The organism is Belliella pelovolcani (assembly GCF_900156785.1).
Taxonomy (GTDB): domain Bacteria; phylum Bacteroidota; class Bacteroidia; order Cytophagales; family Cyclobacteriaceae; genus Belliella; species Belliella pelovolcani.
Genome location: NZ_FTOP01000008.1, coordinates 95,591 through 117,911, shown reverse-complemented (window position 1 = coordinate 117,911; position 22,321 = coordinate 95,591). Strand labels below are relative to the sequence as shown.

Here is a 22,321-nt window from a genome sequence, read left to right as displayed (position 1 = left end):
GGTAATTACTTGAAATGTAAAAATACCTTGTTGATCAAAGTTGATTTAGATTGGGGATTATATTGTTGATACTTTTATTGACTACATGGTAGGGTTATTTACAGGGATTTTTTCAAACTTCCAGTTTGAAAGGAAGTTGTTATATTAGTGAAAAATAAACCCAATAATAACGAATATGATGAATTTTGAGCTCAATGAAAATCAGGCAATGATTGCCCAAATGATCAGGGATTTTGGAGCGAAAGAGATTACCCCTTTTAGAAAAGAATGGGACGATGCTCAGCATTTCCCAATAGAAGTATTCAAAAAGCTTGGCGAACTTGGTTTGATGGGCGTTTTAGTGCCCACGGAATATGGTGGCTCTGGTTTTGGATACTTTGAATATGTGACAGCGATAGTGGAGTTGTCTAAACTAGACCCATCTGTAGGTTTGTCCATGGCTGCACACAATTCCCTCTGTACTGGACATATCATGATGTTTGGGAATGAAGAGCAGAAAAAGAAATATTTGCCAAAATTAGCTACTTGTGAATTTTTAGGCGCTTGGGGCTTGACAGAACCAAATACAGGATCCGATGCAGGAAATATGCGCACAGTAGCCGTTCAAGATGGAGACTACTACGTGATTAATGGTGCTAAAAATTTCATCACTCACGGTGCTTCTGGTGATGTGGCTGTAGTGATTGCTAGGACTGGAGAAGTGGGGGATTCTCATGGAATGACTGCATTTGTGGTTGAAAGAGGGACTCCGGGATTTTCAGCAGGAAGGAAAGAAGATAAGCTTGGGATGCGAGCATCTGAAACAGCCGAGATGATTTTTGAGGATTGTAGAGTTCACAAAGATCAAATTTTAGGTGAAGTCGGAGAGGGGTTTATTCAGTCCATGAAGATTCTCGACGGAGGTAGGATTTCTATTGCAGCTTTGTCATTGGGGATTGCTGAAGGAGCCTTGGAAGCTTCTATTCAGTACTCCAAAGAAAGGCAGCAGTTCAATCAACCGATCAGCAGGTTCCAAGGGATATCATTCAAACTTGCTGATATGGCAACCCAAGTAGAGGCAGCCAAACTATTGACTTTCAAAGCTGCTGATTTAAAAAACAAAGGTCAGAAGGTGACATTGGCCGGGGCAAAAGCAAAACTTTATGCTTCTGAGGTCTGTGTTTCTGTTTCCAATGAAGCCGTGCAGATTTTTGGTGGATATGGCTTTACCAAAGATTACCCAGTAGAGAAATATTACAGAGACTCCAAACTTTGCACTATCGGAGAAGGGACATCTGAGATTCAAAAATTGGTGATTTCAAGAGAGATATTGAAGTAGTCAACAAACGACGGTCAACAGTCATCAGAGTTCAATTGCACTCTCCTAACTTATGAAGATTGTTTGTAGCTTTCATTTAGTTGATTTGATAGATAATCACGTAGTTATATTAAAAGTCTAACCCTTCCAAAGTTTCGAACTTTGGAAGGGTTTTTTATTCCAAGCTTTTCCAGTTTCTGATTTGAACACCTTCTCTTTCTTGGTGGAGATCGCCCGCATAGACCAGTTTTAATTCAGATTCTGGAGCTAATTTTTTGAAATATTTCAGACCTTTCAGAAAATCTGAGTGATAAGTTTCGGAAGATTTGATCTCATATGCGATCAGTTTTGCATTTTTTTCTTGTATGAGGTCAAGTTCATTTTGGTTACTGTCTCTCCAGTAATATAGATTTGGGACATGTCCTTTGTTAAGTTCTTTTTTGATTAAGTCAAGGATGATAAGGTTTTCAAAAACAGCACCTCTTGCAAAATGCAATTTAAGGTCTTCTTCCTTGCGAATGCTTAAAAGGCTACTTAATACTCCAGTATCATAGAAGTATACTTTTGGTGTTTTCAATATTCTTTTGTTGAAATTTCTGTAATAAGAAGGTAGTCGAAATGCAATAAATGATGCTTCGAGTACAGAGAGCCAAGAGTTTATTGTTTTTTGATCTATCCCAAGTTCATTGGAGAAGTTGCTTTGATTGAATATCTGACCGGCTCTTCCAGCCAATAATTGTAGGAATTTTTGAAAACTATTCAAATCCTTAATGTTTAATAATTGCCTAACATCTCTTTCTATATAAGTTTGTATGTAGTTGGGATAGAAATCTTCTGGAGCTATTTCATATTTGTATTTTCTTGGGTATCCTCCACTGACAGCCATTTCCTCCCATGATTTTAGACTATAGTTTTGACGAATTTCATCCAAAGAAAATGGCATTAGATGTAGAATAGCCACCCTTCCAGCCAGAGATTGAGAGATTTGGTTTGATAAGAGGAAATTTTGAGAACCAGTCAGAATATACTCCCCAACTTTCCCCCTTTGATCAGTGACGACTTGTAGATAGGAAAAAAGCTCAGGAACCCACTGTACTTCATCTAATATTGCCCCATCCTTATAGGTATTCAAAAAGCCTATAGGGTCATTTTTTGCATAATTTCTTTCTTCAGGTAGTTCCAAGTTTACGTAAGAGTATTCTGGCTGAATCATTTTTGCAAAAGTGGTTTTCCCCGATTGCCTTGGTCCACTTATAACTAAAAATGGAAATTTTTCCAATAAAGCCATCGCTTTTTCTTGTAAATCTCTTTTTATCATTTTATGCATATTTGGAATTGAATTCCTAATATGCATAAAATATTTGATAATGAAAATACTTAATGGTCTAAATTAGGTAAGTTTAGATTCTAATTCATTTCAATGGTTGTACAGGTTTTGTTCTATAATATGTTTATATTCTAGTTATATTCAAACTCAAAATACTGATTGATATTTAGATCACCTTGTTTTTGAAACAATTTTCAGAAAAATATTAATAATCTCTTGCGCATAATAATAATAATAATATTGGGAAAGCTTTTAGGTTGAAGCTACTCTGAAAAGGCTTTTTTAAATTTATAAATCGGAATACGATGAAAAAGAAAGTAAAATTATTAGTCGCTGGAGCCATGTTGGTATTGTTTTCAGGAGGTGTTTACCTTGAGTTGTCTGCTCAAAGGTGGGGAGAGGTAGGTTGGAAAAAAGATAATGGACAGCATTGTTGTTTAGGAACTGGAGATTGCTATGTTTCTGAAGCCGGTAATTGCTAAAATCAATCAATTTAATAATTTGCATCCCTCTTGCTTTATGGGCAAGAGGGATGTTTTTTTAAAATCAGAAAACATGAACAAAAAATATATAACTCTTTTTTTATTTAACATTGTTTGCTTGCTTGGTTGTGAAGAACAGACTTCAACAAGTCAATCACTTGATCCTTCACCAAGAAAATTTGATGATCTAGTTACATTGGATTTGACAGATACTATTTCCATTCCAATTGGGCAAAGAACCAATGTGTTTTCAAAGTACATTTCAAAGACTCGAATCAGGGAATATGATTATTTAGGCCTTGTAAATGAAGGTACAAACCATTTGGAGTTTTATGCATTGTCAGATGATGCGGAAAGTTTCAGTATTAAGTTTCAGCAAGAAGGACCTAATGGTGTAAGGACAATTAAGGCATTTGAAGTTATGTCTGATAGCACGCTATTGATTGGGAGTTCTTGGCGTCGTGAACTTTACATTACAGATTTTAGTGGTAATGTTCTCCAAAGAATAAATTCAATAGAAATTGAAAGAGAAGATAATAAACCTTTTGTACAGCTATATTATACCAATCAACCGTTAATCTATAATCGAACAAAAAATACAACTTTCACTTTTGCGGCGGGAGACCAAGATTATAATTCACCGGGTCTATGGTCTGGAACTTATTTCATGAAATTTACACTTGGTGATCGGCCACAGATGGAGCATGTTTTGAATTTACCTTCTCATTTGTCACCACTGGTATATAGTGCTTTTTTTTCACATACCTCACACTTGCTTAAGGGAGATGATCAGTTAATCGTTAGTTTGCCATTCTTAAATGATCTGCTGATCTATAATATAGACTCGGAAGCGCTTACTTATGCAGCCGCTGGGCATAGTGAACATGGAGATATATTGCCCTTGGATAATCCAAGCCCGTATCACGATCAGCAAGAATATGTGGAGAGCGATTCATACCGTGAAATTGTTTACGATCAAGAGACGGGCTACTTGTATAGATTTGCTTATGAAGGTTTGGCTTACAAAGATTTAGATGGAAGAAGAAGGAACTGGGATAACAAAAGGCCGACTATTATTATTTTGGATAATAACATGAAGAAGGTGGGGGAATATGAACTCCCTCAAAACCAATTCTATACAAGGATGTTCTTTACCCACCAAGGAAAACTATATATTTCAATCAATCATCCGGATAATAATCCGTCTGAAGATGAGTTGATTTTTGTTGGATTAAAACCCGTTGACAAATCATGAGAAGTTTATTTTTACTATTGATTTTGGTAGGTTCCTTTGCGTGTACAAGCGAAAATGCACATAAGGAAGAATTTGGTAAATTGGTTGATTTATTGGCAGACCAAATGTCTGATGAAATTGAATCGGTAGTGATTATTCCTTTGGAAAATGCATGCTCTTCCTGTTCCCAAATGACAATCGTTAAGTTACCTAGAATGGAGGGAATTGAAAAGTCTTCCATGCATTTGATCTTCACGGCTCGCTCTGGAAAATTGATTGAGGAGACGCTTACAGATGCAGGTTTAGAAGATTTTCAAATACAAAAAGACCCCAGTTATGAAGCTTGGAAAATGGGAATGGTTGACAACAACCCATCTTACTATTTGCTGAAGCAAGGGGAATTAATTGAAAAAGGAGGGATTACTTTTGAAAATGTAGATGAACAGCTTCTGAAAATCTCTAAACATTTAGAGAAGAAATAGTAGAACACTGATGATGCAGAGCTAGTCACAAATTGCGATAGAATGAAATGATCGTTAATATTTAATCAGTGTCAATCTTCTAAACCTGCGTCATCAGTGTTCAGTTTTTAAACCATCCCACCGACTCCAAGCAAGAGATAGATGCCGGCGGCCAAAGAAGCCCCTATGATTGGGCCTAGTATCGGTACCCAGCTGTATGTCCAATCACTACTTCCTTTTCCCTTGATTGGAAGAATTTGGTGCATAATTCTTGGTCCGAGGTCACGAGCAGGGTTGATGGCATAACCAGTAGTTCCACCCAAAGACAAGCCAATCACCCAAACCAAAAAAGCTACAGGAAGAGCGCCAAGCGACCCCATGCCAATTGGAGTATTATTACCGTCTTGCAAAACAGGTTCAGTGGAATATAGAATCACGATGATCAAGACAGAAGTACCTACAATCTCTGAAATAAGATTTGAAGTATAATTTCTGATAGCAGGTGCAGTGGCAAATGGAGCGAATTTAAGTCCTTGATCTTCTGTGGCGTTAAAATGATCCTTGTAGACCAACCACGCCACTCCTGATCCAAACATAGCTCCAAGGACCTGTGCCAAAACATAACTAGGAACATCCCCCCAATGGAAATCTCCCGTCATGGCTAGCGCAATGCTTACTGCTGGATTTAGGTGAGCGCCGCTATATGGTCCTGCTACAACCACTCCTATAAATACTCCAAGTGCCCAAGCCGTTGTGATTACAATCCAACCACTATTTTGGCCTTTGGTTTTATTCAAGACCACATTGGCTACGACTCCAGAGCCCATCGCAAGTAGGAGCGATGTTCCTACGAATTCAGCTACAAATGCATCCATTATTCAACCCAGTTTTTAGATCTTTCAACTGCCTTGTGCCAAAAATGTAAATATTTTTGAACTTTTTCAGGGTCCATCTTTAGTTCAAAACGCTTATCAACTTCCCAGAGAGACTTAAGTTCTTCCTCATCTTCCCAGAATCTGACGGCCAATCCAGCCAAAAAAGCTGCTCCAATGGCTGTGGTTTCAATGATTTTGGGTCTAGTAATGCTACATCCTAAAATATCTGCTTGAAATTGCATGAGAAAATTATTGGCAGTGGCTCCACCGTCTACCCTCAGTTCTTTGGTGGGTTCTTTACTATCTTTTTCCATGGCTTTGAGGACATCATTTACTTGATACGCGATGGCCTCTAATGCTGCTCGCGTCATGTGTGCTATGGTCGTACCTCTAGTGATTCCAAAAAATGACCCTCTAGCGTCTTGATCCCAGTGTGGTGCTCCAAGTCCTGATAAGGCAGGCACAAAATAGACGCCGTCATTATCTTCTAAGCTAATAGCAAGTTTTTCACTTTCCTTGGCATGGCCGAATAGCTCCATCCCATCTCTCAACCACTGAATAGCTGCTCCACCTATAAATACAGAGCCTTCTAAAGCATAACTCGTTTTGCCTTTGACTTTCCAAGCGATGGTGGTGAGTAGTTTATTTGAAGAAGTTACTGGCTTGTCACCTGTGTTCATGACAAGAAAGCACCCTGTGCCATAAGTGGTTTTTGCCATACCTGCTTGGGTACAAAGTTGCCCAAAAAGTGCGGCTTGTTGATCTCCAGCGATACCAGCAATTGGGATTTTGTGAGAGAGGATATCTCCTGCTGTTTCTCCTACGATTTCAGCACTCTCTTTGACTTCAGGAAGCATGCTGCGTGGAATTTTAAAAAGTTCTAAAAGTTCCTCGTCCCAGCTTTCTTCATGAATGTTATAAATCATCGTCCTGCTGGCATTGCTGATATCTGTTGCATGAGTTTTGCCTCCTGTGAGTTTCCAAATCAGCCAAGTGTCAACAGTCCCAAATGCCAATTCTCCTCGCTCTGCTTTATCTCTTGCACCTTCTACATTGTCTAAGATCCACTTGATTTTGGTAGCAGAAAAATAAGCATCTAAAATCAGCCCCGTCTTTTCGGTTATCAATTCAGCTATTCCTAAAGCTTTCAATTCATTGCAAAAAGCTGCGGTTCTCCGGTCTTGCCAGACAATCGCATTGTAAATTGGGCTGCCAGTTTTTCTATCCCAAACAATAGTCGTCTCCCTCTGATTGGTTATCCCGATAGCTGCGATTTGGTTAGCTTTGATACCTTGATTTGCTAGGGATTCTATCATGACTGATGATTGGCTTGACCATATTTCTTGTGGGTCATGCTCTACCCATCCTGACCTAGGAAATTGCTGTCTGAAATCTTTTTGAGCTACTGATACAATCTCGCCTTTCTTATCAAAAATGATCGCTCTTGAGCTCGTAGTTCCTTGATCTAAGGATAATATGTATTGAGACATGGGTTAATTGTTTTAGGTATTGTTAGTTGGTTGAATATTGTAGAACCAGATTTGAAATATTATAGAAATATGATTGAAATAAAATTGATATAATTGGGAGCATCATACATATGCTCTTTGAAGCCATATTTCAGCGAAGCGATATTTCTATTTATTTATCTTCAATTATATTTCGCCGTAGGCATATTTCAGCGAAGCGATATTTCTATTTATTTATCTTCAATTATATTTCGTCGTAGGCATATTTCAGCGAAGCGATATTTCTATTTATTTCATTTCAATATATATTTATTTGCCGTTTTTTCGAAATCTGAAAGTTCTTCATTGATCCAGTCTTCATTTTCACCAAACATTTTTGCCATCAGTTGAGCTACTTTAGGTGCTATAGATTTTGCGGCTTTGGCGTCCAAAAAAAGGATACGCAATCGCCTAGCTAAGATATCTTCTACTTTGATAGCCATTTCATATTTGACAGCCCAGATTACTTCTGCAAGTGTATAGGGGTATTCAGAATGAAGTAATTCTCCTAGTTTTGGATCGTCCTGAATCATTTTTTGAATTTTCTCCGCGTTTGACCCGTAGCCTTTCCAGTGTCCTTCTTGTGGATGTTCTGTATAACCATGGTATTTGATCTCCGCTGACTGACTTTTTCCAATTGATTTGCCAGAAACTTTTGAAAATTGGTTTACTGTATCTTCTCCCATTTTTCTGAAAGTTGTCCATTTTCCGCCTGTGATTGAAACCAAATTGCTATCGGAAACAATGACTTTGTGTGAACGGGATATTTCCTTTGTTTTAGTACTACCTTCTTTTGGAGCGGCTAAGGGTCTCAATCCAGCATAAACAGATAGAACATCTGATTTTGTAGGCTTTTTTGTCAGATAGGCGGATGCTGTTTCCAAGACAAAGTCAATTTCTTTGGCAAGCGCTTCTGGCTCAAGCTTTGCTTTTTCTCTTATAGTATCAGTAGTTCCAAGTACCAATTTGTCTTGCCAAGGAACTGCGAAGAGAACTCTTCCGTCTGTAGTTTTGGGAATCATCAAGGCGTCTTTTCCACCAATGAATGATTGATCCACAACCAAGTGAATTCCTTGGCTAGGCTGTATACTTTTTGGGGCGCTAGGTTGGTCAAGTTGTAGAATTTTATCAGTGAAGACTCCTGTGGCATTTACTACCATATTTGCTTTGATTTGATAATTTTTCTTTCCTATCAAATCTCTCACCTGAATTCCTGTGATTTTACCTTTATTGTTTTTGATTAAAGCATTTACCTTCGTGTAGTTGAGCATATTCCCACCCATTTCATTGCAAGTCATTGCAATACTCAAGGCTAATCTCGCATCATCAAATTGCCCATCATGATAGACCACTCCGCCTTTCAAGCCTTCTTGCTTGACTCTTGGGAGTCTTTTTAGCGTTTCTTCTTTGGAAATGAATTTGGATTTCCCAAGTCTCAGCTTTCCAGCCATCCAATCATATATTTTGAGACCAACACTGTATTGAAGCTTATCAAAAAAAGTATAAATGGGAATAATGAAGGGTTGATTGTGCGTCAAGTGCGGGGCATTTTTAAGTAATCTCCCTCTTTCTTTGAGTGCTTCGAAAACCAGCATCACATCCCCTTGTGCTAAGTACCTTACACCTCCATGGACGAGTTTTGTGCTTCTACTTGAAGTCCCCTTTGCAAAATCTGCTTTTTCAACAAGAACTACTGAAAGGCCTCTCGACAATGCATCTAGCGCAACTCCTAACCCGGAAGCTCCTCCTCCTATTACAGCAAGATCCCATATCTTCCCAGTTTCTTCTAGTTTTTCTATGTTTTTAACTCTATCCATTTTGAAAATATTTGATCCAAAAATAGTAATAAAAGAAATAAAAAGAAAGTAAAAGAAATCATAATTTGCTAATTATTCATTTTGTGATTGTTCTGACTTATATTTGATAATCAAAAGAAAGTAAGGATGACATTAGCGGAAAGACATAGGTATATCTTAGATAAATTAAATCAAGCAGGAATTGTGCATGTTTCAGATCTGAGTAAAGAACTTAATGTGACTGTAGTGACAGTGAGAAAGGATTTGAAGTTATTGGAAGATAAGGGGTTGCTTTTTCGGTCACATGGATCTGCCACACTTCATTCACCCTATGTAAATGATAAGCCGGTAAATGAAAAAAAGCTCGTAAGGGTAGAGGAGAAAATAAAGATAGCACAGGCAGCTGTTCAATTGGTGGAGAAAGAAGAAGCAATCATCATTGGTTCTGGAACTACCGTTGTTTCATTTGCGCAACTCATACCTAAAGATCAAAAGTTAACTGTGCTGACAGCTGCCATGAATGTGACCTTGGCACTAATTGACTCACCAGAAGTGGAGATTGTACAATTAGGAGGTGTTGTTAGAAAAAGTAGCAGTTCTGTGGTAGGGAATTATGCAGAGGAAATGATGGCTAATTTTGCTTGTAGTAAGTTGTTTCTAAGTGTTGATGGTATTAGTTTGGATTTTGGCTTGACCACATCCCATATGATGGAAGCTCATTTAAATGCTCAGATGATTCGTTCAGTACAAAAAACCATTGTCTTGGCAGACTCAAGTAAATTTGGAAAAAAGGGATTTGGAAAAATTTGTAATCTAGAAGATGTCGATATGATCATTACCGACTCAGGAATACCAGATATATATAAAGAAAAACTTGAGGAGATGGGGATTGAAGTGAGGGTTGTATAAAAGAAAGAGGCGGAATTTCCGCCTCTTTTAATATTCTTTGTAAATTTTTCTTTCTACGGAACTACTGCCATCTTCAGCTAGAGTTATTTCAAATATAAAATCATATTCTTCGTCTTTGAGTTCCTCGAATTTCTCACCGCTATCGACAAAGTAATTAAGGATATGATGCACTGTATTACTATGTCCCACCACTACGATATTACCTTTTCTTGTTCTCAACTCTTTTACCAAATCATCATGGAACTGAGGGTCATAGATTTCTTTGGCGATGCCATGTCGGTTAGCTGTTGGTTGAATCGTTGCTAATGTCCTCACTGTATTTGTGCTGAAAGCATGCTTAATTGCTTTATCAGCTAAAATTTGATCTAATTTTTTTGCTCTAGCTGTACCAGCTACACTGAGCATAGGGTCATTACCATCTAGCATTTTTTCTGCATGTCTGACAACATAGATAGTCTTTGGTTCCTGCTTTGTGCTACATGCCCCAATTGTCAAGCATAAAAGAAGCGTATAAATTAAATTTTTCATGTTAGTAGTTAGGTGATTAGTTTTTTGAACTTTCAAGTTATCCGCTGTAAGTATTGTCGATGTGTTGATCTTTGGCTTTGACAGGTTCAAGCTCAAGATATTGCTCCCAGAAAGGTTCTTCTGGAAGTGCTGCTCTAATATAGAGTTTTTCTTTTCTAACAGGATGAACAAAAATCAAATGGAATGCGTGCAAATTTATGCTTTTGTCGGGATTTCCTTTTGGGAAGCCGTATTTTACATCCCCTCTGATGGTACATCCCATAGATGCCAATTGAACTCGGATCTGGTGAGGACGTCCAGATACTGGTCTTACTTCCAAGAGCCAATGATCGTTCAGTTTGCCGAGCCTTTTGTAGGTAAGCTCAGCTTTTTGAGATCCTGGGACTTCATAGTCGTGAGCTGTTACAAAATTTTTATTTTCGTCTTTTACCAGATAATGGGTTAATTTCCCCATTTCATCCTTGGGTTTTTTCTTCACTACAGCCCAGTAAACTTTGTGAATGTCACGCTTTCTGAAAAGCTCCATCATTCTTTCAAGTCCTTTTGATGTTCTGGCAAAGACAACCAAGCCACTAACAGGTCTATCCAGTCTATGGACAGGGTGGAGAAAAACATCTCCTGGTTTGTTATATTTCTCAGCGATATACTCTTTACAATAATCTGTTAAGGTTTTGTCTTTAGTCTTATCGCCTTGAACTAAAATGCCCGCAGCCTTATTGACTACCAACAGGTGGTTGTCTTCATAGACGACTGAAAATGGCCTCTTTTTCATTTCTTTGTTGATTTTATATTTGCCAAAATCTGGCAGTATTTGAACTTTTTACTTCTGGAAATTAAAATTCAGAAGTAAAGTGGAATTCTATATCAGGATAGTTGTCCTGTACCATTTGCAACCAAGAGCGAGATTCAGCCATGAATACTAATTTCCCATCTTTATCATGAGCAATGTGTCGATTCTTAGATTTGATAAACTCGTCCAATTTTTTCTTATCGCTACTATTGATCCAACAAGCTTTGTACAATTGCATAGGAGCGAATTCTACAGAGGCATTATATTCTTGCTTCAATCTGAATTGAATCACTTCAAATTGAAGTTGACCTACTGTTCCGATTACCTTTCTCGAACCCATGTCAAAGGTAAACAGTTGTGCAACACCTTCTTCCATCAATTGCTTCAACCCTTTTTCTAGTTGCTTGGTCTTCATTGCATCTTTATTGATGACTTCTTTGAAGATCTCTGGAGAGAAACTTGGGATTCCTTTGAAGGTCATTTCCTCACCGTCTGTCAAGGTATCACCAATTTTTAGATTTCCAGTATCATATAGACCTACAATATCCCCTGGATATGCTATATCAACCATTTCTCTATCCTGAGCCATAAATTGGGTGACATTTGAGAACCTCAATGGTTTTGTCCCCCTCACGTGTTTATATGGCTTATTTCTCTCGAATTGACCAGAGCAAATCCTAAGAAATGCAATTCTATTTCTGTGATTTGGATCCATGTTTGCATGGATTTTAAATACAAATCCAGAGAAATTGTTCTCTGTTGGTACAACCTCCCTATCCTCTGTGTTTCTACTTTTTGGAGCAGGAGCAATTCTTATAAAGGTGTCGAGCATTTCGTTGACGCCGAAGTTGTTCACAGCGGAGCCAAAGAATACAGGAGCAACTTTTCCTTCAAGGTACTCTTTGGTATCAAAATCAGGATATACCCCTTCGATCAATTCCACATCTTCTCTGAGTTGATTGGCATTATTAGTCCCAATCAATTCATCTAATTGGCTATCTTCCAAGTTTTTAATCACCACGCGATCGTCGCTTAGTTTTCTTTGGCTTGGTGTAAATAAGTTTAGCTTTTTCTCATATAGGTTGTAGACACCTTTAAAACCTTTACCCATGCCTATAGGCCAAGAAAGCGGTCTTACTTTGATGTTGAGTTTGTTTTCAACTTCGTCTAACAGTTCGTATGGATCTCTGCCTTCACGATCAAGTTTATTGATGAAACAGATCACAGGTGTGTTTCTCATCCGACAAACTTCCATAAGTTTTTCAGTCTGAATTTCCACACCTTTTACACAATCGATTACCATGATTACAGAATCTACCGCTGTGAGTGTACGGTAAGTATCTTCAGCAAAATCCTGGTGACCTGGCGTATCGAGTAGGTTAATTTTAATATCTCTATATTCAAATCCCATGACTGAGGTCGCAACAGAGATGCCTCTTTGCTTTTCGATTTCCATCCAGTCAGATTTGGTAGCAGTATCTATTTTGTTAGATTTCACAGCACCTGCGGTCTGAATTGCACCACCAAAAAGCAAAAGTTTTTCTGTTAATGTGGTTTTCCCCGCATCTGGGTGGGCAATAATGGCAAATGTCCTGCGCTTTTGTATTTCTTTTGTTAAACTCATTTGGATAGATTCAAAATTTCCAAGGTGCAAAGGTACGCTTTTCTAGGTGAAAAATATAGATGCAATGTAAAGTAGGCAATTGATAAAAAAAGTCTGCCCCAAATAAGGAGCAGACCCTAATGTATTTTAGGGGCAAAAAGATTCGTCAAACTGTCATGATCTCAGTTTCTTTTTTAACCAAGAGCTCGTCTATTTTTGTTGAATATTGATCTGTGAGTTTTTGTACAGCATCCTCAGCTCTTTTTATTTCGTCTTCTGATGCGCCATCTTTTTGGAGTTTTTTAAGCGCATCGTTGGTATCCTTTCTTACTGTTCGAACACTCACCTTTCCATTCTCACATTCAGCTTTCGCCTGCTTTACTAATCCCCTTCTCCTTTCTTCTGTCATGGGAGGGATGGTTAGGATGATGATCTCCCCGTTATTTTGTGGTGCGAGACCTAGGTCTGAGTTGATGATGGATCTTTCGATTTCACTGATTAAATTTCTTTCCCAAGGTTTGATGGAAAGTGTTCGCGCATCTGGGGTAGTCACTGAAGCCACCTGTTGCAATGGAGTTGGGGCACCATAGTAAGAAACCATAATGCCATCTAGTAAGTTAGGCATGGCTTTGCCTGCTCTGATTTTTACCAATTCTTGTGAGGTATGATTTACGGCTTTTTGCATCAACTCTTTTGCCTCGTCCAGGTGCATTTGTATCTCTTCCATAATAGATTTTAGTCTGGATTATTTATAATGTTGTGATTAATGTTCCTATCTCTTCTCCTTGGATTAACTTTGCAAGGTTGTCTTCCTTGTTCATATCAAATACGATAATTGGCAGATTGTTTTCCTGACATAATGTAAACGCCGTCATGTCCATGATGTTGAGGTTTTTTTCATATGCCTCTTGAAAAGAAAGGGCGCTATATTTGGTGGCTGATTTATCTTTTTCTGGATCTGCCGTGTATACGCCGTCTACCCTAGTGCCTTTGAGAACAACTTCAGCTTCGATTTCTACAGCTCTTAGACTAGCTGTAGAGTCGGTTGTGAAATACGGGTTACCAATACCTGCACCAAAAATTACGATTCTGCCTTTCTCCAGATGTCTGATTGCTCTTCTTCTAATAAATGGCTCACAAACACTCTCCACTTTGATGCCAGACATTAATCGAGTAAACATGCCGTTTTGTTCTAATGCACTCTGGAGTGCCATGGCATTGATCAAGGTAGCAAGCATCCCCATGTAATCTCCTTGAACTCTATCTATACCCGTTTTTTCGGCTTGTACGCCTCTAAAAATATTACCTCCTCCAATTACTATTGCGATTTCAACACCTAATTCTTTTACTTTTTTGATCTCTTCTGCGTATTGCTGCAATCTATTGGGGTCAATCCCGTAATTATTTTCCCCCATTAGAGACTCTCCGCTTAATTTTAATAGTATCCTTTTGTACTTCATTTTTTGGTGTTGATTTGAAAAACGATCTGTGAATCTATGATTGATAAATTTTACAAATATAAGCCCTTCAACTCGGAATCTAAAGATACCGCCTTAAAATTGAATCAGAACTTGATTTTTCTCTACACTGTCTCCCTTTTTTATTTTGATTGATTTCACGACGCCATCACCTGGAGCTTTGATGATATTTTCCATTTTCATCGCTTCTAAGATTAGGACAGGATCTCCTTTTTTAACCTCGTCTCCTTCTTTTACTTTCAAATCAAAAATCAACCCAGGCATTGGAGCTTTGATATCTTTGGCGTGGTTAGCAGCCGCAGTATTCATCCCCAATTTTTCCAAGAGCAGGTCAAACTTATCTTGAAGTTTAATTTCAGCGAGTTTGTTGTTGAGTTTAAGTTTGAGTATTTTTTCTGTACTGTCAATAGACACTACCTCAAGGTTGAAAGATTGATCTTCGTAGATGACATGATATAATCTTTCACCAGTTTTAGTGATATCCCATAATAGTGATTCCTCGTTTACTACAAGAGTATCACCTGATTTCTCTACTTTTATTACTGACTTGTCGATGCTTACTGAATACATTTCTATTATTTTGCGCCAATATACAATTAAATTATAAAAAGCCTGTTTATGAAAATCCAAACTTATAAGCTTTTACCATCACTTTTTATTCTACTTTTTGTGGCTTGTAAAAGTAGCGAAAACATTCCTGTAGAGCCGCAAAAAGTACAGGAATTACCTTCTTTGCAACAAAATCTAGAAGGGTATCAGGAACTCCTTCGAACAAAAGAAGCTTTGATTTCTGATTATAAACCTGAGCGAACTCGGTATTTTGATCTTTTGCATACATCCCTTGACCTAGAATTTGATTTTGAGAAAGAGCAAGTAAATGGAACGGCAATTTTAACTATTAAGCCATTCTTTTTCACTCAAAATCAACTTGAACTAGATGCAAAGGATTTTGATATTCATTCATTCAAGCTTTTAGGAAAGGATGAAAGGGAGTTGAATTTTAAGTATGATGGAGCAAATGTTTTGGCTTATTTGCCTCAAAATTACTCAAGAGAAGACACTATTCAGGTTTCCATAAAATATACTGCAAAGCCTAACGAAAACCCGAGAGCAGGAAGTAAAGCCATTACGGATACCAAAGGGCTATATTTTATCAATGCATCTGGAGTAGAGAACAAGCCTACTCAAATATGGACGCAAGGAGAGACTGAACATAATTCCAAGTGGTTCCCGACCTTTGATACGCCTAATGAAAGAGCCACTCAAGATATCAAATTGACAGTGGATGAAAAATACCGAACGATCAGCAATGGAGATTTGATTTCTAGTCAATCCAATGCAGATGGAACAAGGACTGATCATTGGGAAATGGATCTTCCCCATGCTCCTTATTTGGCTGCGATTGTAATAGGTGAATTTGTAGAAATCAAAGATGCCTGGCAGGATATTCAAGTCAACTATTATGTTGAAGAAAAATTTGCAGGAGGAGCCAAGACAGTTTTTCAAAATACGCCAGAGATGATAGGTTTTTTCTCTGAGATTTTAGGAGTAAGATATCCATGGCAGAAGTATGATCAGGTAGTGGTCAGAGACTTTGTCTCAGGGGCAATGGAAAATACAACGATTTCAGTTTTTATGGAAGAATTGAACCTGAACGAGAGGGAGGCTTTAGATAGTGAATGGGATGGAATCATTGCACACGAATTATTTCATCAATGGTTTGGGAACTATGTGACTACAGAGTCCTGGGCAAACCTAACTTTGAATGAAGCTTTTGCAAATTACTCAGAGTATCTATGGTACGAATACAAAGAGGGTTTAGATGAAGCTGACATTCATCATATCTCAGAAATGGAGCAATATTTTGATGAGGCATTAGAGAAGCAAGAAGATTTAATTCGCTTTTATCATGAAGATGCTGAGGATATGTTTGATAGTCACTCTTACGCCAAAGGTGGTAGAATTCTGCATATGCTCAGAAGATACCTTGGTGATGATGCTTTTTTCGGATCGCTCAATCATTATTTGACCAAACATGCATTTTCAAGTGTGGAGGTTCATGATTTAAGATTAGCTTTTGAAGAAGTGACAGGGCAGGATCTCAATTGGTTTTTTAATCAATGGTTCTTGTCAGCTGGTCATCCAGATTTAGAATATGATATTGATTACAGTCAAAGAGACAATCTATTACTTACAGTGTCACAGAGACAAAATTTGAGCAATACTCCGTTATATAAAATTCCATTTAAAGTCAGCTGGTACACAGACGGGGATAGATATGAAAAGCAGTTCGTTTTAGAGAAGGGTACACAGCAGTTTGCAATAGAAAATGCCGACCCTGTTTATGCTTTATATTTTGATGAAAGATTGGAGTTATTAGCAGAGAAAAAAAGTAAAAGAGGGTTTGAACACTTTATGAGACAATTTGAGTCATCGATTTATGGCATAGCTCGATATGAAGCAATGGATAGTTTAATAAATAATTATTCTGATGAACCCAAAGTCATTGAATTGATCGGAAAAGGCTTAATAGACTCATTTGCTCCTATCCGTGAAATGTCAATGATTGCTGTGGCGAGAAACCCTGAATGGATCATGCAAGTGAAAGGGCTGGAAAAAACATTATTAGAATTAGCGGAGAATGATCCTAAGAACACTGTTAGAGCGGGTGCTATTGAACTGCTGGCATTATTAGATCCAGATAAGTACGCTACATCATTTCTAAACTGGATGAATCATCCTTCTTATTATGTAGCAGGTGCTGCATTGACTGCATACTTGGAAAATGAATCAAACCCTAACAGAGAGTCTGTCGCCAATCAATATATGGTTGATGATAATATTAGGATTGTTGTTGCGATTGCAGATTATATGATAACCGATGAACGATTTGATCAAGCGACTTGGTTTCACGAGAAATTGGATAAAATGTCCGGTCAATCGCTTTATTATTTGATTGGTTATTATGGAGATTATTTTGCCAAAGCTCAAAACTTATACGAAAGTGAAATAGCGGTAGAGAATTTATATCAAATAGGTCTTAATCATCAAGCAAACTATATCCGAGCAGCTGCATTTCAGGCTTTATTTGGATTTGTTGATGATCCTGGAGTAATAGAGAAAATTAAGGATTTATACGAAAAGGAAGCGGATATTTTAGCGAAGCGATACAAAGAATATTACCTTGAACCATACCTTGATGAAAATTAATCACTTGATTTCTTTGAGTTTATTTAAGGGGTGAGAAAAAAGACTTGAAAATTTTTGATAGAATTTTGAATGTTTCAGAAAAGGGTATAATTTTGCCATCCGTTAAGAGAACGAAAAGTTCAGAAAACTTTAAATCTTATCGATAATTTCAGTTGGGGGAATACCAAAGCGGCCAACTGGGACGGACTGTAAATCCGTTGACTTATGTCTTCACAGGTTCGAATCCTGTTTCCCCCACATTGCGTTTTTGTCAAAAAAATAATTACTTTTGCAAACACGTAATAAAAAGCGGGAGTAGCTCAGTTGGTAGAGCGGCAGCCTTCCAAGCTGCAGGTCGCGGGTTCGAGCCTCGTCTCCCGCTCTATGCTTTTTATAGGCATATGTAAATGTCAACAGCCGACGTAGCTCAGGGGTAGAGTACTTCCTTGGTAAGGAAGGGGTCACGGGTTCAAATCCCGTCGTTGGCTCAGAAACATTGAAATAGAAAAAAAAATTAATTTATATCTTTAACTAAAACAGAGGATTTTCACGCATGGCAAAAGCAACCTTTGACCGTTCCAAACCGCACGTTAATATCGGTACGATTGGTCACGTAGACCATGGAAAGACAACTTTGACTGCTGCCATTACTACAGTATTGGCCAAAAAAGGTCTTTCTGAATTAAGAGATTTCTCTTCTATCGACAACGCTCCAGAAGAAAAAGAAAGAGGTATCACGATCAACACATCTCACGTTGAGTACCAAACAGAATCTAGACACTACGCTCACGTTGACTGTCCAGGTCACGCTGATTACGTAAAGAACATGGTAACTGGTGCTGCTCAAATGGATGGCGCTATTCTAGTGGTAGCAGCAACTGATGGACCAATGCCACAAACAAGAGAGCACATCCTTCTTGCTCGTCAGGTAGGTGTACCAGCTCTAGTTGTTTTCTTGAACAAAGTGGACATGGTAGATGACCCAGAGCTTCTTGAGCTTGTAGAAATGGAAGTTAGAGAGCTTTTATCTTTCTACGATTTCGACGGAGATAATATTCCAGTTATTGCTGGTTCTGCACTTGGTGGCCTTAATGGCGAAGCTAAGTGGGAAGATAAAATCATGGAATTGATGGATGCTGTGGATAACCACATTCCACTTCCTGAGCGTCTTATTGACAAAGACTTCTTGATGCCTGTAGAGGATGTATTCTCGATCACTGGTCGTGGTACTGTAGCTACTGGTAGAATTGAAAGAGGTGTAATCAACTCTGGTGATCCAGTAGATATCATCGGTATGGGTGCACAGGGACTTAAGTCTACTGTAACTGGTGTTGAGATGTTCCGTAAGATTCTTGACAGAGGTGAAGCAGGTGATAACGTAGGTCTATTGTTGAGAGGTATTGAAAAATCTCAAATCAAGAGAGGTATGATTATCTGTAAGCCAGGTTCTGTGAAGCCTCATGCTCACTTCAATGCTGAAGTTTATGTACTTTCTAAAGAAGAAGGTGGACGTCACACTCCTTTCTTCAACAAATACCGTCCACAGTTCTATTTAAGAACTACTGACGTAACAGGTGAAATTAAACTTCCAGAAAACGTTGAAATGGTTATGCCAGGTGATAACGTTACTATTGAAGTGAACTTGTTGAACGCAGTAGCACTTGAGAAAGGTCTACGTTTCGCTATCCGTGAAGGTGGTAGAACAGTAGGTGCTGGTCAGGTGACTGAGATTCTAGACTAATCAATAGAATTATTATATTGACAAATGCGATCTTGAAATTTTTCGGGGTCGCATTTGTTTCTTAATCCTTATTTCCCTACTTTTGCGTTCCTTTTAAGGATCAAAATAATCTACGGGCATAGTTCAATGGCAGAATAGCGGTCTCCAAAACCGTTGATGGGAGTTCGAATCTCTCTGCCCGTGCAACAATAAAGTAAAACCATGAATATCAAGAGTTTTGTCATTGAATCCATAGACGAGATGAAAAATAAGGTCACATGGCCTAACTACTCGTTCTTACAAAACAGTGCTGTTTTGGTCATCGTAGCTTCCCTTATTTTTTCTCTATTGATTGGAGTAATTGATTTGGGATTTGAGAATTTGATGACTTGGTTTTACGACTTATTTTAATTGAATAGAAATTACTGATGGCTGAATATAAGTGGTATGTACTTAGGGTGGTAGCTGGGCAGGAGAAAAAAGCCAAGACTTACTTGGATAATGAAATTCTGCGACAGAAACTTGAGGATTTTATTCCTGAGGTTTTGATACCATCTGAGAAAGTTTACGAGATGCGCAATGGCAAGAAAAGAGTCAGAGAGAGAAACTTCTTTCCTGGCTACGTTTTAGTTAATGCGGATCTTACCAATGGTGAAGCTAATCACGTAATTACAAGCATTCCGGGTGTTATCGGTTTCTTAGGGTCAAACCAAGGGGGGGCTTCCAAAACCCCTGAGCCATTACGTCAATCAGAAGTCAACAGAATCTTAGGACGAGTTGAGGAGATTGATGAGTTTGCAGAGAAATTAGATACTCCATTTATAGTTGGAGAGACCGTAAAAGTAATGGACGGTCCTTTCAGTGGGTTCGCCGGAACAATAGAAGAGGTGTTTGAAGATAAGAAGAAATTGAATGTTATGGTCAAGATCTTTGGACGAAACACCCCTGTAGAGTTAAACTTTATACAAGTAGAAAAACAAGACTAGGAAATGGCTAAGGAAATCACTGGTTATGTGAAATTACAGGTGAAAGGTGGCCAGGCAAATCCATCGCCTCCAGTTGGTCCAGCCCTTGGTTCAAAGGGTTTGAACATCATGGAGTTCTGTAAGCAATTCAATGCCAGAACCCAGGATAAAATGGGTTCAGTATTGCCTGTTTTGATTACTGTTTACTCTGACAAATCTTTTGATTTTGTGGTAAAAACTCCTCCAGCTGCTAATATGCTGATCGAGGCTGCAAAAATTAAAGGTGGATCTTCAGAGCCTAACAGGAAAAAAGTAGGATCTGTTACTTGGGATCAAGTAAAGGAAATTGCTGAAGTGAAAATGCCTGACTTAAATGCTTTCAAAGTTGAGTCTGCCATGAAAATGATCGCAGGTACAGCTAGAAGTATGGGTATCACAGTATCTGGAAAAGCCCCTTGGGAGGAATAAAATAAACACTATGGCTAAGTTAACAAAAAAGCAAAAAGAAGCTCTTTCTAAGTACGACCCAAGCCAACAGTACTCCCTAGAGGAAGCTTCTTCAATTGTGAAGCAAATCACTAACACCAAATTTGATGCTTCAGTGGATATCGACGTTCGTTTGGGCGTAGATCCTAGAAAAGCTGATCAAATGGTAAGAGGAGTAGTTGCATTGCCGCATGGTACAGGTAAGGATGTTAAGGTTTTGGTACTATGTACCCCTGACAAAGAAGCTGAAGCCAAAGAAGCAGGTGCAGACTATGTTGGATTAGACGACTATATTGCTAAAATTGAAGGTGGATGGACTGATATCGATGTGATTATCACCATGCCTAACGTAATGGCAAAAGTTGGTAGATTAGGTAGGGTTTTGGGACCTAGAGGCTTGATGCCTAACCCAAAATCTGGTACAGTTACATTGGAAGTAGGTAAAGCTGTTAAAGAAGTAAAAGCTGGTAAAATTGATTTCAAAGTAGATAAATTTGGAATCATTCACGCTGGTATTGGTAAGGCATCTTTTACTCCTGAGCAAATTCAGGAAAATGCAAAAGAGCTTATCGCTACAATTTCTAAACTTAAACCTGCTTCTTCAAAAGGAACCTATTTCAGAAGTATTCATTTGTCAAGTACAATGTCTCCTGGAATTATTGTAGATAAAGGTAGCATTCAAGGTATTTAATCATGACTAGAGACGAAAAAAGAGAAATAATCGAAAGTCTTACCGAGAAATTCAAAGAAAACCCGTATTTCTACATTACTGATGCAGGAGGTTTCAATGTAGCTCAGGTAAATGCTTTCAGAAGAGCTTGTTTCGAGAAAGGTGTAGAATATAAAGTATATAAGAATACACTTATCGCAAAAGCCCTCGAGAATCTCGATGGTGACTATGTGAAATTCTCAGAAGAGACACTTAAAGGTTTTTCAGGTATTGTGTTCTCCAAAGAAATTGGGAACCTGCCAGCGAAAGTAATCCTTGATTTTAGAAAGAAACTTGGTAAGAAAGAAGTAAGACCAGTTTTCAAAGGTGCATACATAGATTCAGATGTATTTGTAGGAGAGAAAAACCTAGAAATGCTATCTACCCTTAAATCTAAAAATGAACTTTTGGGAGATGTTATCGGACTTCTTCAATCTCCAGCAAAAAATCTTATCTCTGCCCTTCAGTATGGTCAGAATACTATCGCTGGTGTGGTTAAGACACTTTCTGAAAAAGAATAAAATAATTTATCAAATCAATTAGTAAACACAACAATTTAAATATTAATACAATGGCAGATCTTAAACAACTTGCTGATCAGTTGGTAAACTTGACTGTAAAAGAAGTAAAAGAATTGGCTGATATTTTGAAAGACGAGTATGGTATCGAACCTGCTGCTGCTGGTGCTGTAATGGTAGCTGGTGGTGCTGCTGGTGATGCTGGTGCTGCTGAAGAAGAAAAGTCTTCATTCGATGTTATCCTTAAAGCCGCTGGTGGTCAGAAACTTGCTGTAGTTAAGCTTGTGAAAGAATTGACTGGTCTTGGTTTGAAAGAAGCGAAAGAACTAGTTGACGGTGCTCCTAAAGCTGTTAAAGAAGGTATCGCTAAAGACGAAGCTGAAGCTTTGAAAAAGTCTCTTGAAGAGGCTGGTGCTGAAGTTGAGTTGAAGTAATTTTGCCTCTCT

23 protein-coding genes and 4 tRNA genes are annotated in these 22,321 nt (G+C 38.2%); 17 read left to right on the top strand and 10 right to left on the bottom strand.

Annotation, left to right across the window (positions count from 1 at the left end; translation table 11 throughout):
- Positions 1-178 precede the first annotated feature (178 nt).
- Positions 179-1,318 (top strand): acyl-CoA dehydrogenase family protein, encoded by a 1,140-nt coding sequence (locus BW935_RS10570; RefSeq protein WP_076501267.1) that lies wholly within the window; start codon positions 179-181, stop codon positions 1,316-1,318.
- A gap of 154 nt (positions 1,319-1,472) precedes the next feature.
- On the opposite strand, the gene BW935_RS10565 is transcribed toward BW935_RS10570, so the two are convergent.
- A complete protein-coding gene (locus BW935_RS10565; protein WP_175606664.1) occupies positions 1,473-2,624 on the bottom strand; it encodes an ATP-binding protein in 1,152 nt (383 codons plus the stop codon).
- Between the two features lie 305 nt (positions 2,625-2,929).
- Here BW935_RS10565 and BW935_RS18395 point away from each other — a divergent pair, with 305 nt between their 5' ends.
- The 3 genes from BW935_RS18395 (at position 2,930) to BW935_RS10555 (ending at position 4,822) form a co-directional block, all read left to right on the top strand.
- Positions 2,930-3,106: a hypothetical protein gene (locus tag BW935_RS18395; protein ID WP_175606663.1), complete on the top strand. Its 177-nt coding sequence runs from the start codon at positions 2,930-2,932 to the stop codon at positions 3,104-3,106.
- A 73-nt stretch (positions 3,107-3,179) separates the two neighbouring features.
- Positions 3,180-4,361: a DUF4221 family protein gene (locus tag BW935_RS10560; RefSeq protein ID WP_076501442.1), complete on the top strand. Its 1,182-nt coding sequence runs from the start codon at positions 3,180-3,182 to the stop codon at positions 4,359-4,361.
- Positions 4,358-4,822 (top strand): hypothetical protein, encoded by a 465-nt coding sequence (locus BW935_RS10555; RefSeq protein WP_076501265.1) that lies wholly within the window; start codon positions 4,358-4,360, stop codon positions 4,820-4,822. The genes BW935_RS10560 and BW935_RS10555 overlap by 4 nt, the downstream gene beginning before the upstream one ends.
- A 107-nt stretch (positions 4,823-4,929) precedes the next feature.
- Here BW935_RS10555 and BW935_RS10550 read toward each other — a convergent pair whose 3' ends face one another.
- From BW935_RS10550 to BW935_RS10540, 3 genes are all read right to left on the bottom strand, one after another.
- Complete coding sequence (locus BW935_RS10550) at positions 4,930-5,676, bottom strand: MIP/aquaporin family protein (RefSeq protein ID WP_076501264.1); 747 nt, start codon at positions 5,674-5,676, stop codon at positions 4,930-4,932.
- Positions 5,676-7,166: a glycerol kinase GlpK gene (gene glpK / locus BW935_RS10545; RefSeq protein ID WP_076501262.1), complete on the bottom strand. Its 1,491-nt coding sequence runs from the start codon at positions 7,164-7,166 to the stop codon at positions 5,676-5,678. Before glpK ends, BW935_RS10550 begins: the two co-directional genes overlap by 1 nt.
- A gap of 272 nt (positions 7,167-7,438) precedes the next feature.
- On the bottom strand, positions 7,439-9,001 hold the full coding sequence (locus BW935_RS10540; RefSeq protein ID WP_076501261.1) for a glycerol-3-phosphate dehydrogenase/oxidase: 1,563 nt from the start codon (positions 8,999-9,001) through the stop codon (positions 7,439-7,441).
- A 126-nt stretch (positions 9,002-9,127) separates the two neighbouring features.
- Here BW935_RS10540 and BW935_RS10535 point away from each other — a divergent pair, with 126 nt between their 5' ends.
- Positions 9,128-9,889: a DeoR/GlpR family DNA-binding transcription regulator gene (locus BW935_RS10535; protein WP_076501260.1), complete on the top strand. Its 762-nt coding sequence runs from the start codon at positions 9,128-9,130 to the stop codon at positions 9,887-9,889.
- 27 nt (positions 9,890-9,916) lie between these two features.
- On the opposite strand, the gene BW935_RS10530 is transcribed toward BW935_RS10535, so the two are convergent.
- The 6 genes from BW935_RS10530 to BW935_RS10505 form a co-directional block, all read right to left on the bottom strand.
- A complete protein-coding gene (locus BW935_RS10530) occupies positions 9,917-10,417 on the bottom strand; it encodes a histidine phosphatase family protein (RefSeq protein ID WP_076501258.1) in 501 nt (166 codons plus the stop codon).
- 37 nt (positions 10,418-10,454) lie between these two features.
- Entirely contained in the window at positions 10,455-11,189 is a 735-nt protein-coding gene (locus BW935_RS10525) for an RluA family pseudouridine synthase (RefSeq protein ID WP_076501256.1), read from the bottom strand.
- A gap of 61 nt (positions 11,190-11,250) precedes the next feature.
- Complete coding sequence (locus tag BW935_RS10520; RefSeq protein ID WP_076501254.1) at positions 11,251-12,831, bottom strand: peptide chain release factor 3; 1,581 nt, start codon at positions 12,829-12,831, stop codon at positions 11,251-11,253.
- Between the two features lie 145 nt (positions 12,832-12,976).
- Positions 12,977-13,537 carry a ribosome recycling factor gene (gene frr / locus BW935_RS10515; protein WP_076501252.1) on the bottom strand — a complete coding sequence of 187 codons (561 nt, stop codon included), beginning with the start codon at positions 13,535-13,537 and terminating at the stop codon, positions 12,977-12,979.
- Positions 13,538-13,559: 22 nt separating this feature from the next.
- Positions 13,560-14,270: a UMP kinase gene (gene pyrH, locus BW935_RS10510; RefSeq protein WP_076501251.1), complete on the bottom strand. Its 711-nt coding sequence runs from the start codon at positions 14,268-14,270 to the stop codon at positions 13,560-13,562.
- A gap of 93 nt (positions 14,271-14,363) precedes the next feature.
- On the bottom strand, positions 14,364-14,858 hold the full coding sequence (locus BW935_RS10505) for an acyl-CoA carboxylase biotin carboxyl carrier protein subunit (protein WP_076501249.1): 495 nt from the start codon (positions 14,856-14,858) through the stop codon (positions 14,364-14,366).
- Positions 14,859-14,906: 48 nt separating this feature from the next.
- Here BW935_RS10505 and BW935_RS10500 point away from each other — a divergent pair, with 48 nt between their 5' ends.
- The 12 genes from BW935_RS10500 to rplL all read left to right on the top strand — a co-directional run bounded on the left by BW935_RS10500 (position 14,907) and on the right by rplL (position 22,309).
- Positions 14,907-17,498 carry a M1 family metallopeptidase gene (locus BW935_RS10500; RefSeq protein WP_076501248.1) on the top strand — a complete coding sequence of 864 codons (2,592 nt, stop codon included), beginning with the start codon at positions 14,907-14,909 and terminating at the stop codon, positions 17,496-17,498.
- Between the two features lie 154 nt (positions 17,499-17,652).
- Positions 17,653-17,735, top strand: a tRNA-Tyr gene (locus tag BW935_RS10495).
- A gap of 51 nt (positions 17,736-17,786) precedes the next feature.
- Positions 17,787-17,859: transfer RNA gene (locus tag BW935_RS10490), tRNA-Gly, on the top strand.
- 34 nt (positions 17,860-17,893) lie between these two features.
- A tRNA-Thr gene (locus BW935_RS10485) sits at positions 17,894-17,965 on the top strand.
- A gap of 65 nt (positions 17,966-18,030) precedes the next feature.
- On the top strand, positions 18,031-19,218 hold the full coding sequence (tuf, locus tag BW935_RS10480) for an elongation factor Tu (protein ID WP_076501246.1): 1,188 nt from the start codon (positions 18,031-18,033) through the stop codon (positions 19,216-19,218).
- A 112-nt stretch (positions 19,219-19,330) separates the two neighbouring features.
- Positions 19,331-19,401 (top strand) — tRNA-Trp (locus BW935_RS10475).
- 18 nt (positions 19,402-19,419) lie between these two features.
- A complete protein-coding gene (gene secE / locus BW935_RS10470; RefSeq protein ID WP_076501244.1) occupies positions 19,420-19,608 on the top strand; it encodes a preprotein translocase subunit SecE in 189 nt (62 codons plus the stop codon).
- A 17-nt stretch (positions 19,609-19,625) separates the two neighbouring features.
- On the top strand, positions 19,626-20,183 hold the full coding sequence (nusG, locus tag BW935_RS10465; protein WP_076501243.1) for a transcription termination/antitermination protein NusG: 558 nt from the start codon (positions 19,626-19,628) through the stop codon (positions 20,181-20,183).
- A 3-nt stretch (positions 20,184-20,186) separates the two neighbouring features.
- Positions 20,187-20,630 carry a 50S ribosomal protein L11 gene (rplK, locus tag BW935_RS10460; protein ID WP_076501241.1) on the top strand — a complete coding sequence of 148 codons (444 nt, stop codon included), beginning with the start codon at positions 20,187-20,189 and terminating at the stop codon, positions 20,628-20,630.
- 10 nt (positions 20,631-20,640) lie between these two features.
- A complete protein-coding gene (rplA, locus tag BW935_RS10455) occupies positions 20,641-21,339 on the top strand; it encodes a 50S ribosomal protein L1 (protein ID WP_076501239.1) in 699 nt (232 codons plus the stop codon).
- Between the two features lie 2 nt (positions 21,340-21,341).
- Positions 21,342-21,878 carry a 50S ribosomal protein L10 gene (rplJ, locus tag BW935_RS10450; protein WP_076501238.1) on the top strand — a complete coding sequence of 179 codons (537 nt, stop codon included), beginning with the start codon at positions 21,342-21,344 and terminating at the stop codon, positions 21,876-21,878.
- A 50-nt stretch (positions 21,879-21,928) separates the two neighbouring features.
- Entirely contained in the window at positions 21,929-22,309 is a 381-nt protein-coding gene (gene rplL, locus BW935_RS10445) for a 50S ribosomal protein L7/L12 (protein WP_076501236.1), read from the top strand.
- Positions 22,310-22,321 lie beyond the last annotated feature (12 nt).

Coding starts and splice junctions, on each gene's coding strand:
- BW935_RS10550 (WP_076501264.1), bottom strand. CDS start 5,676: ATGGATGCATTTGTAGCTGAATTCGTAGGAACATCGCTCCTACTTGCG.
- BW935_RS10565 (WP_175606664.1), bottom strand. CDS start 2,624: ATGCATAAAATGATAAAAAGAGATTTACAAGAAAAAGCGATGGCTTTA.
- tuf (WP_076501246.1), top strand. CDS start 18,031: ATGGCAAAAGCAACCTTTGACCGTTCCAAACCGCACGTTAATATCGGT.
- BW935_RS10570 (WP_076501267.1), top strand. CDS start 179: ATGAATTTTGAGCTCAATGAAAATCAGGCAATGATTGCCCAAATGATC.
- secE (WP_076501244.1), top strand. CDS start 19,420: ATGAATATCAAGAGTTTTGTCATTGAATCCATAGACGAGATGAAAAAT.
- BW935_RS10520 (WP_076501254.1), bottom strand. CDS start 12,831: ATGAGTTTAACAAAAGAAATACAAAAGCGCAGGACATTTGCCATTATT.
- pyrH (WP_076501251.1), bottom strand. CDS start 14,270: ATGAAGTACAAAAGGATACTATTAAAATTAAGCGGAGAGTCTCTAATG.
- rplA (WP_076501239.1), top strand. CDS start 20,641: ATGGCTAAGTTAACAAAAAAGCAAAAAGAAGCTCTTTCTAAGTACGAC.
- rplL (WP_076501236.1), top strand. CDS start 21,929: ATGGCAGATCTTAAACAACTTGCTGATCAGTTGGTAAACTTGACTGTA.
- rplJ (WP_076501238.1), top strand. CDS start 21,342: ATGACTAGAGACGAAAAAAGAGAAATAATCGAAAGTCTTACCGAGAAA.
- frr (WP_076501252.1), bottom strand. CDS start 13,537: ATGGAAGAGATACAAATGCACCTGGACGAGGCAAAAGAGTTGATGCAA.
- BW935_RS10540 (WP_076501261.1), bottom strand. CDS start 9,001: ATGGATAGAGTTAAAAACATAGAAAAACTAGAAGAAACTGGGAAGATA.
- nusG (WP_076501243.1), top strand. CDS start 19,626: ATGGCTGAATATAAGTGGTATGTACTTAGGGTGGTAGCTGGGCAGGAG.
- BW935_RS10500 (WP_076501248.1), top strand. CDS start 14,907: ATGAAAATCCAAACTTATAAGCTTTTACCATCACTTTTTATTCTACTT.
- BW935_RS10525 (WP_076501256.1), bottom strand. CDS start 11,189: ATGAAAAAGAGGCCATTTTCAGTCGTCTATGAAGACAACCACCTGTTG.
- BW935_RS10555 (WP_076501265.1), top strand. CDS start 4,358: ATGAGAAGTTTATTTTTACTATTGATTTTGGTAGGTTCCTTTGCGTGT.
- BW935_RS10535 (WP_076501260.1), top strand. CDS start 9,128: ATGACATTAGCGGAAAGACATAGGTATATCTTAGATAAATTAAATCAA.
- glpK (WP_076501262.1), bottom strand. CDS start 7,166: ATGTCTCAATACATATTATCCTTAGATCAAGGAACTACGAGCTCAAGA.
- BW935_RS10505 (WP_076501249.1), bottom strand. CDS start 14,858: ATGTATTCAGTAAGCATCGACAAGTCAGTAATAAAAGTAGAGAAATCA.
- BW935_RS18395 (WP_175606663.1), top strand. CDS start 2,930: ATGAAAAAGAAAGTAAAATTATTAGTCGCTGGAGCCATGTTGGTATTG.
- rplK (WP_076501241.1), top strand. CDS start 20,187: ATGGCTAAGGAAATCACTGGTTATGTGAAATTACAGGTGAAAGGTGGC.
- BW935_RS10560 (WP_076501442.1), top strand. CDS start 3,180: ATGAACAAAAAATATATAACTCTTTTTTTATTTAACATTGTTTGCTTG.
- BW935_RS10530 (WP_076501258.1), bottom strand. CDS start 10,417: ATGAAAAATTTAATTTATACGCTTCTTTTATGCTTGACAATTGGGGCA.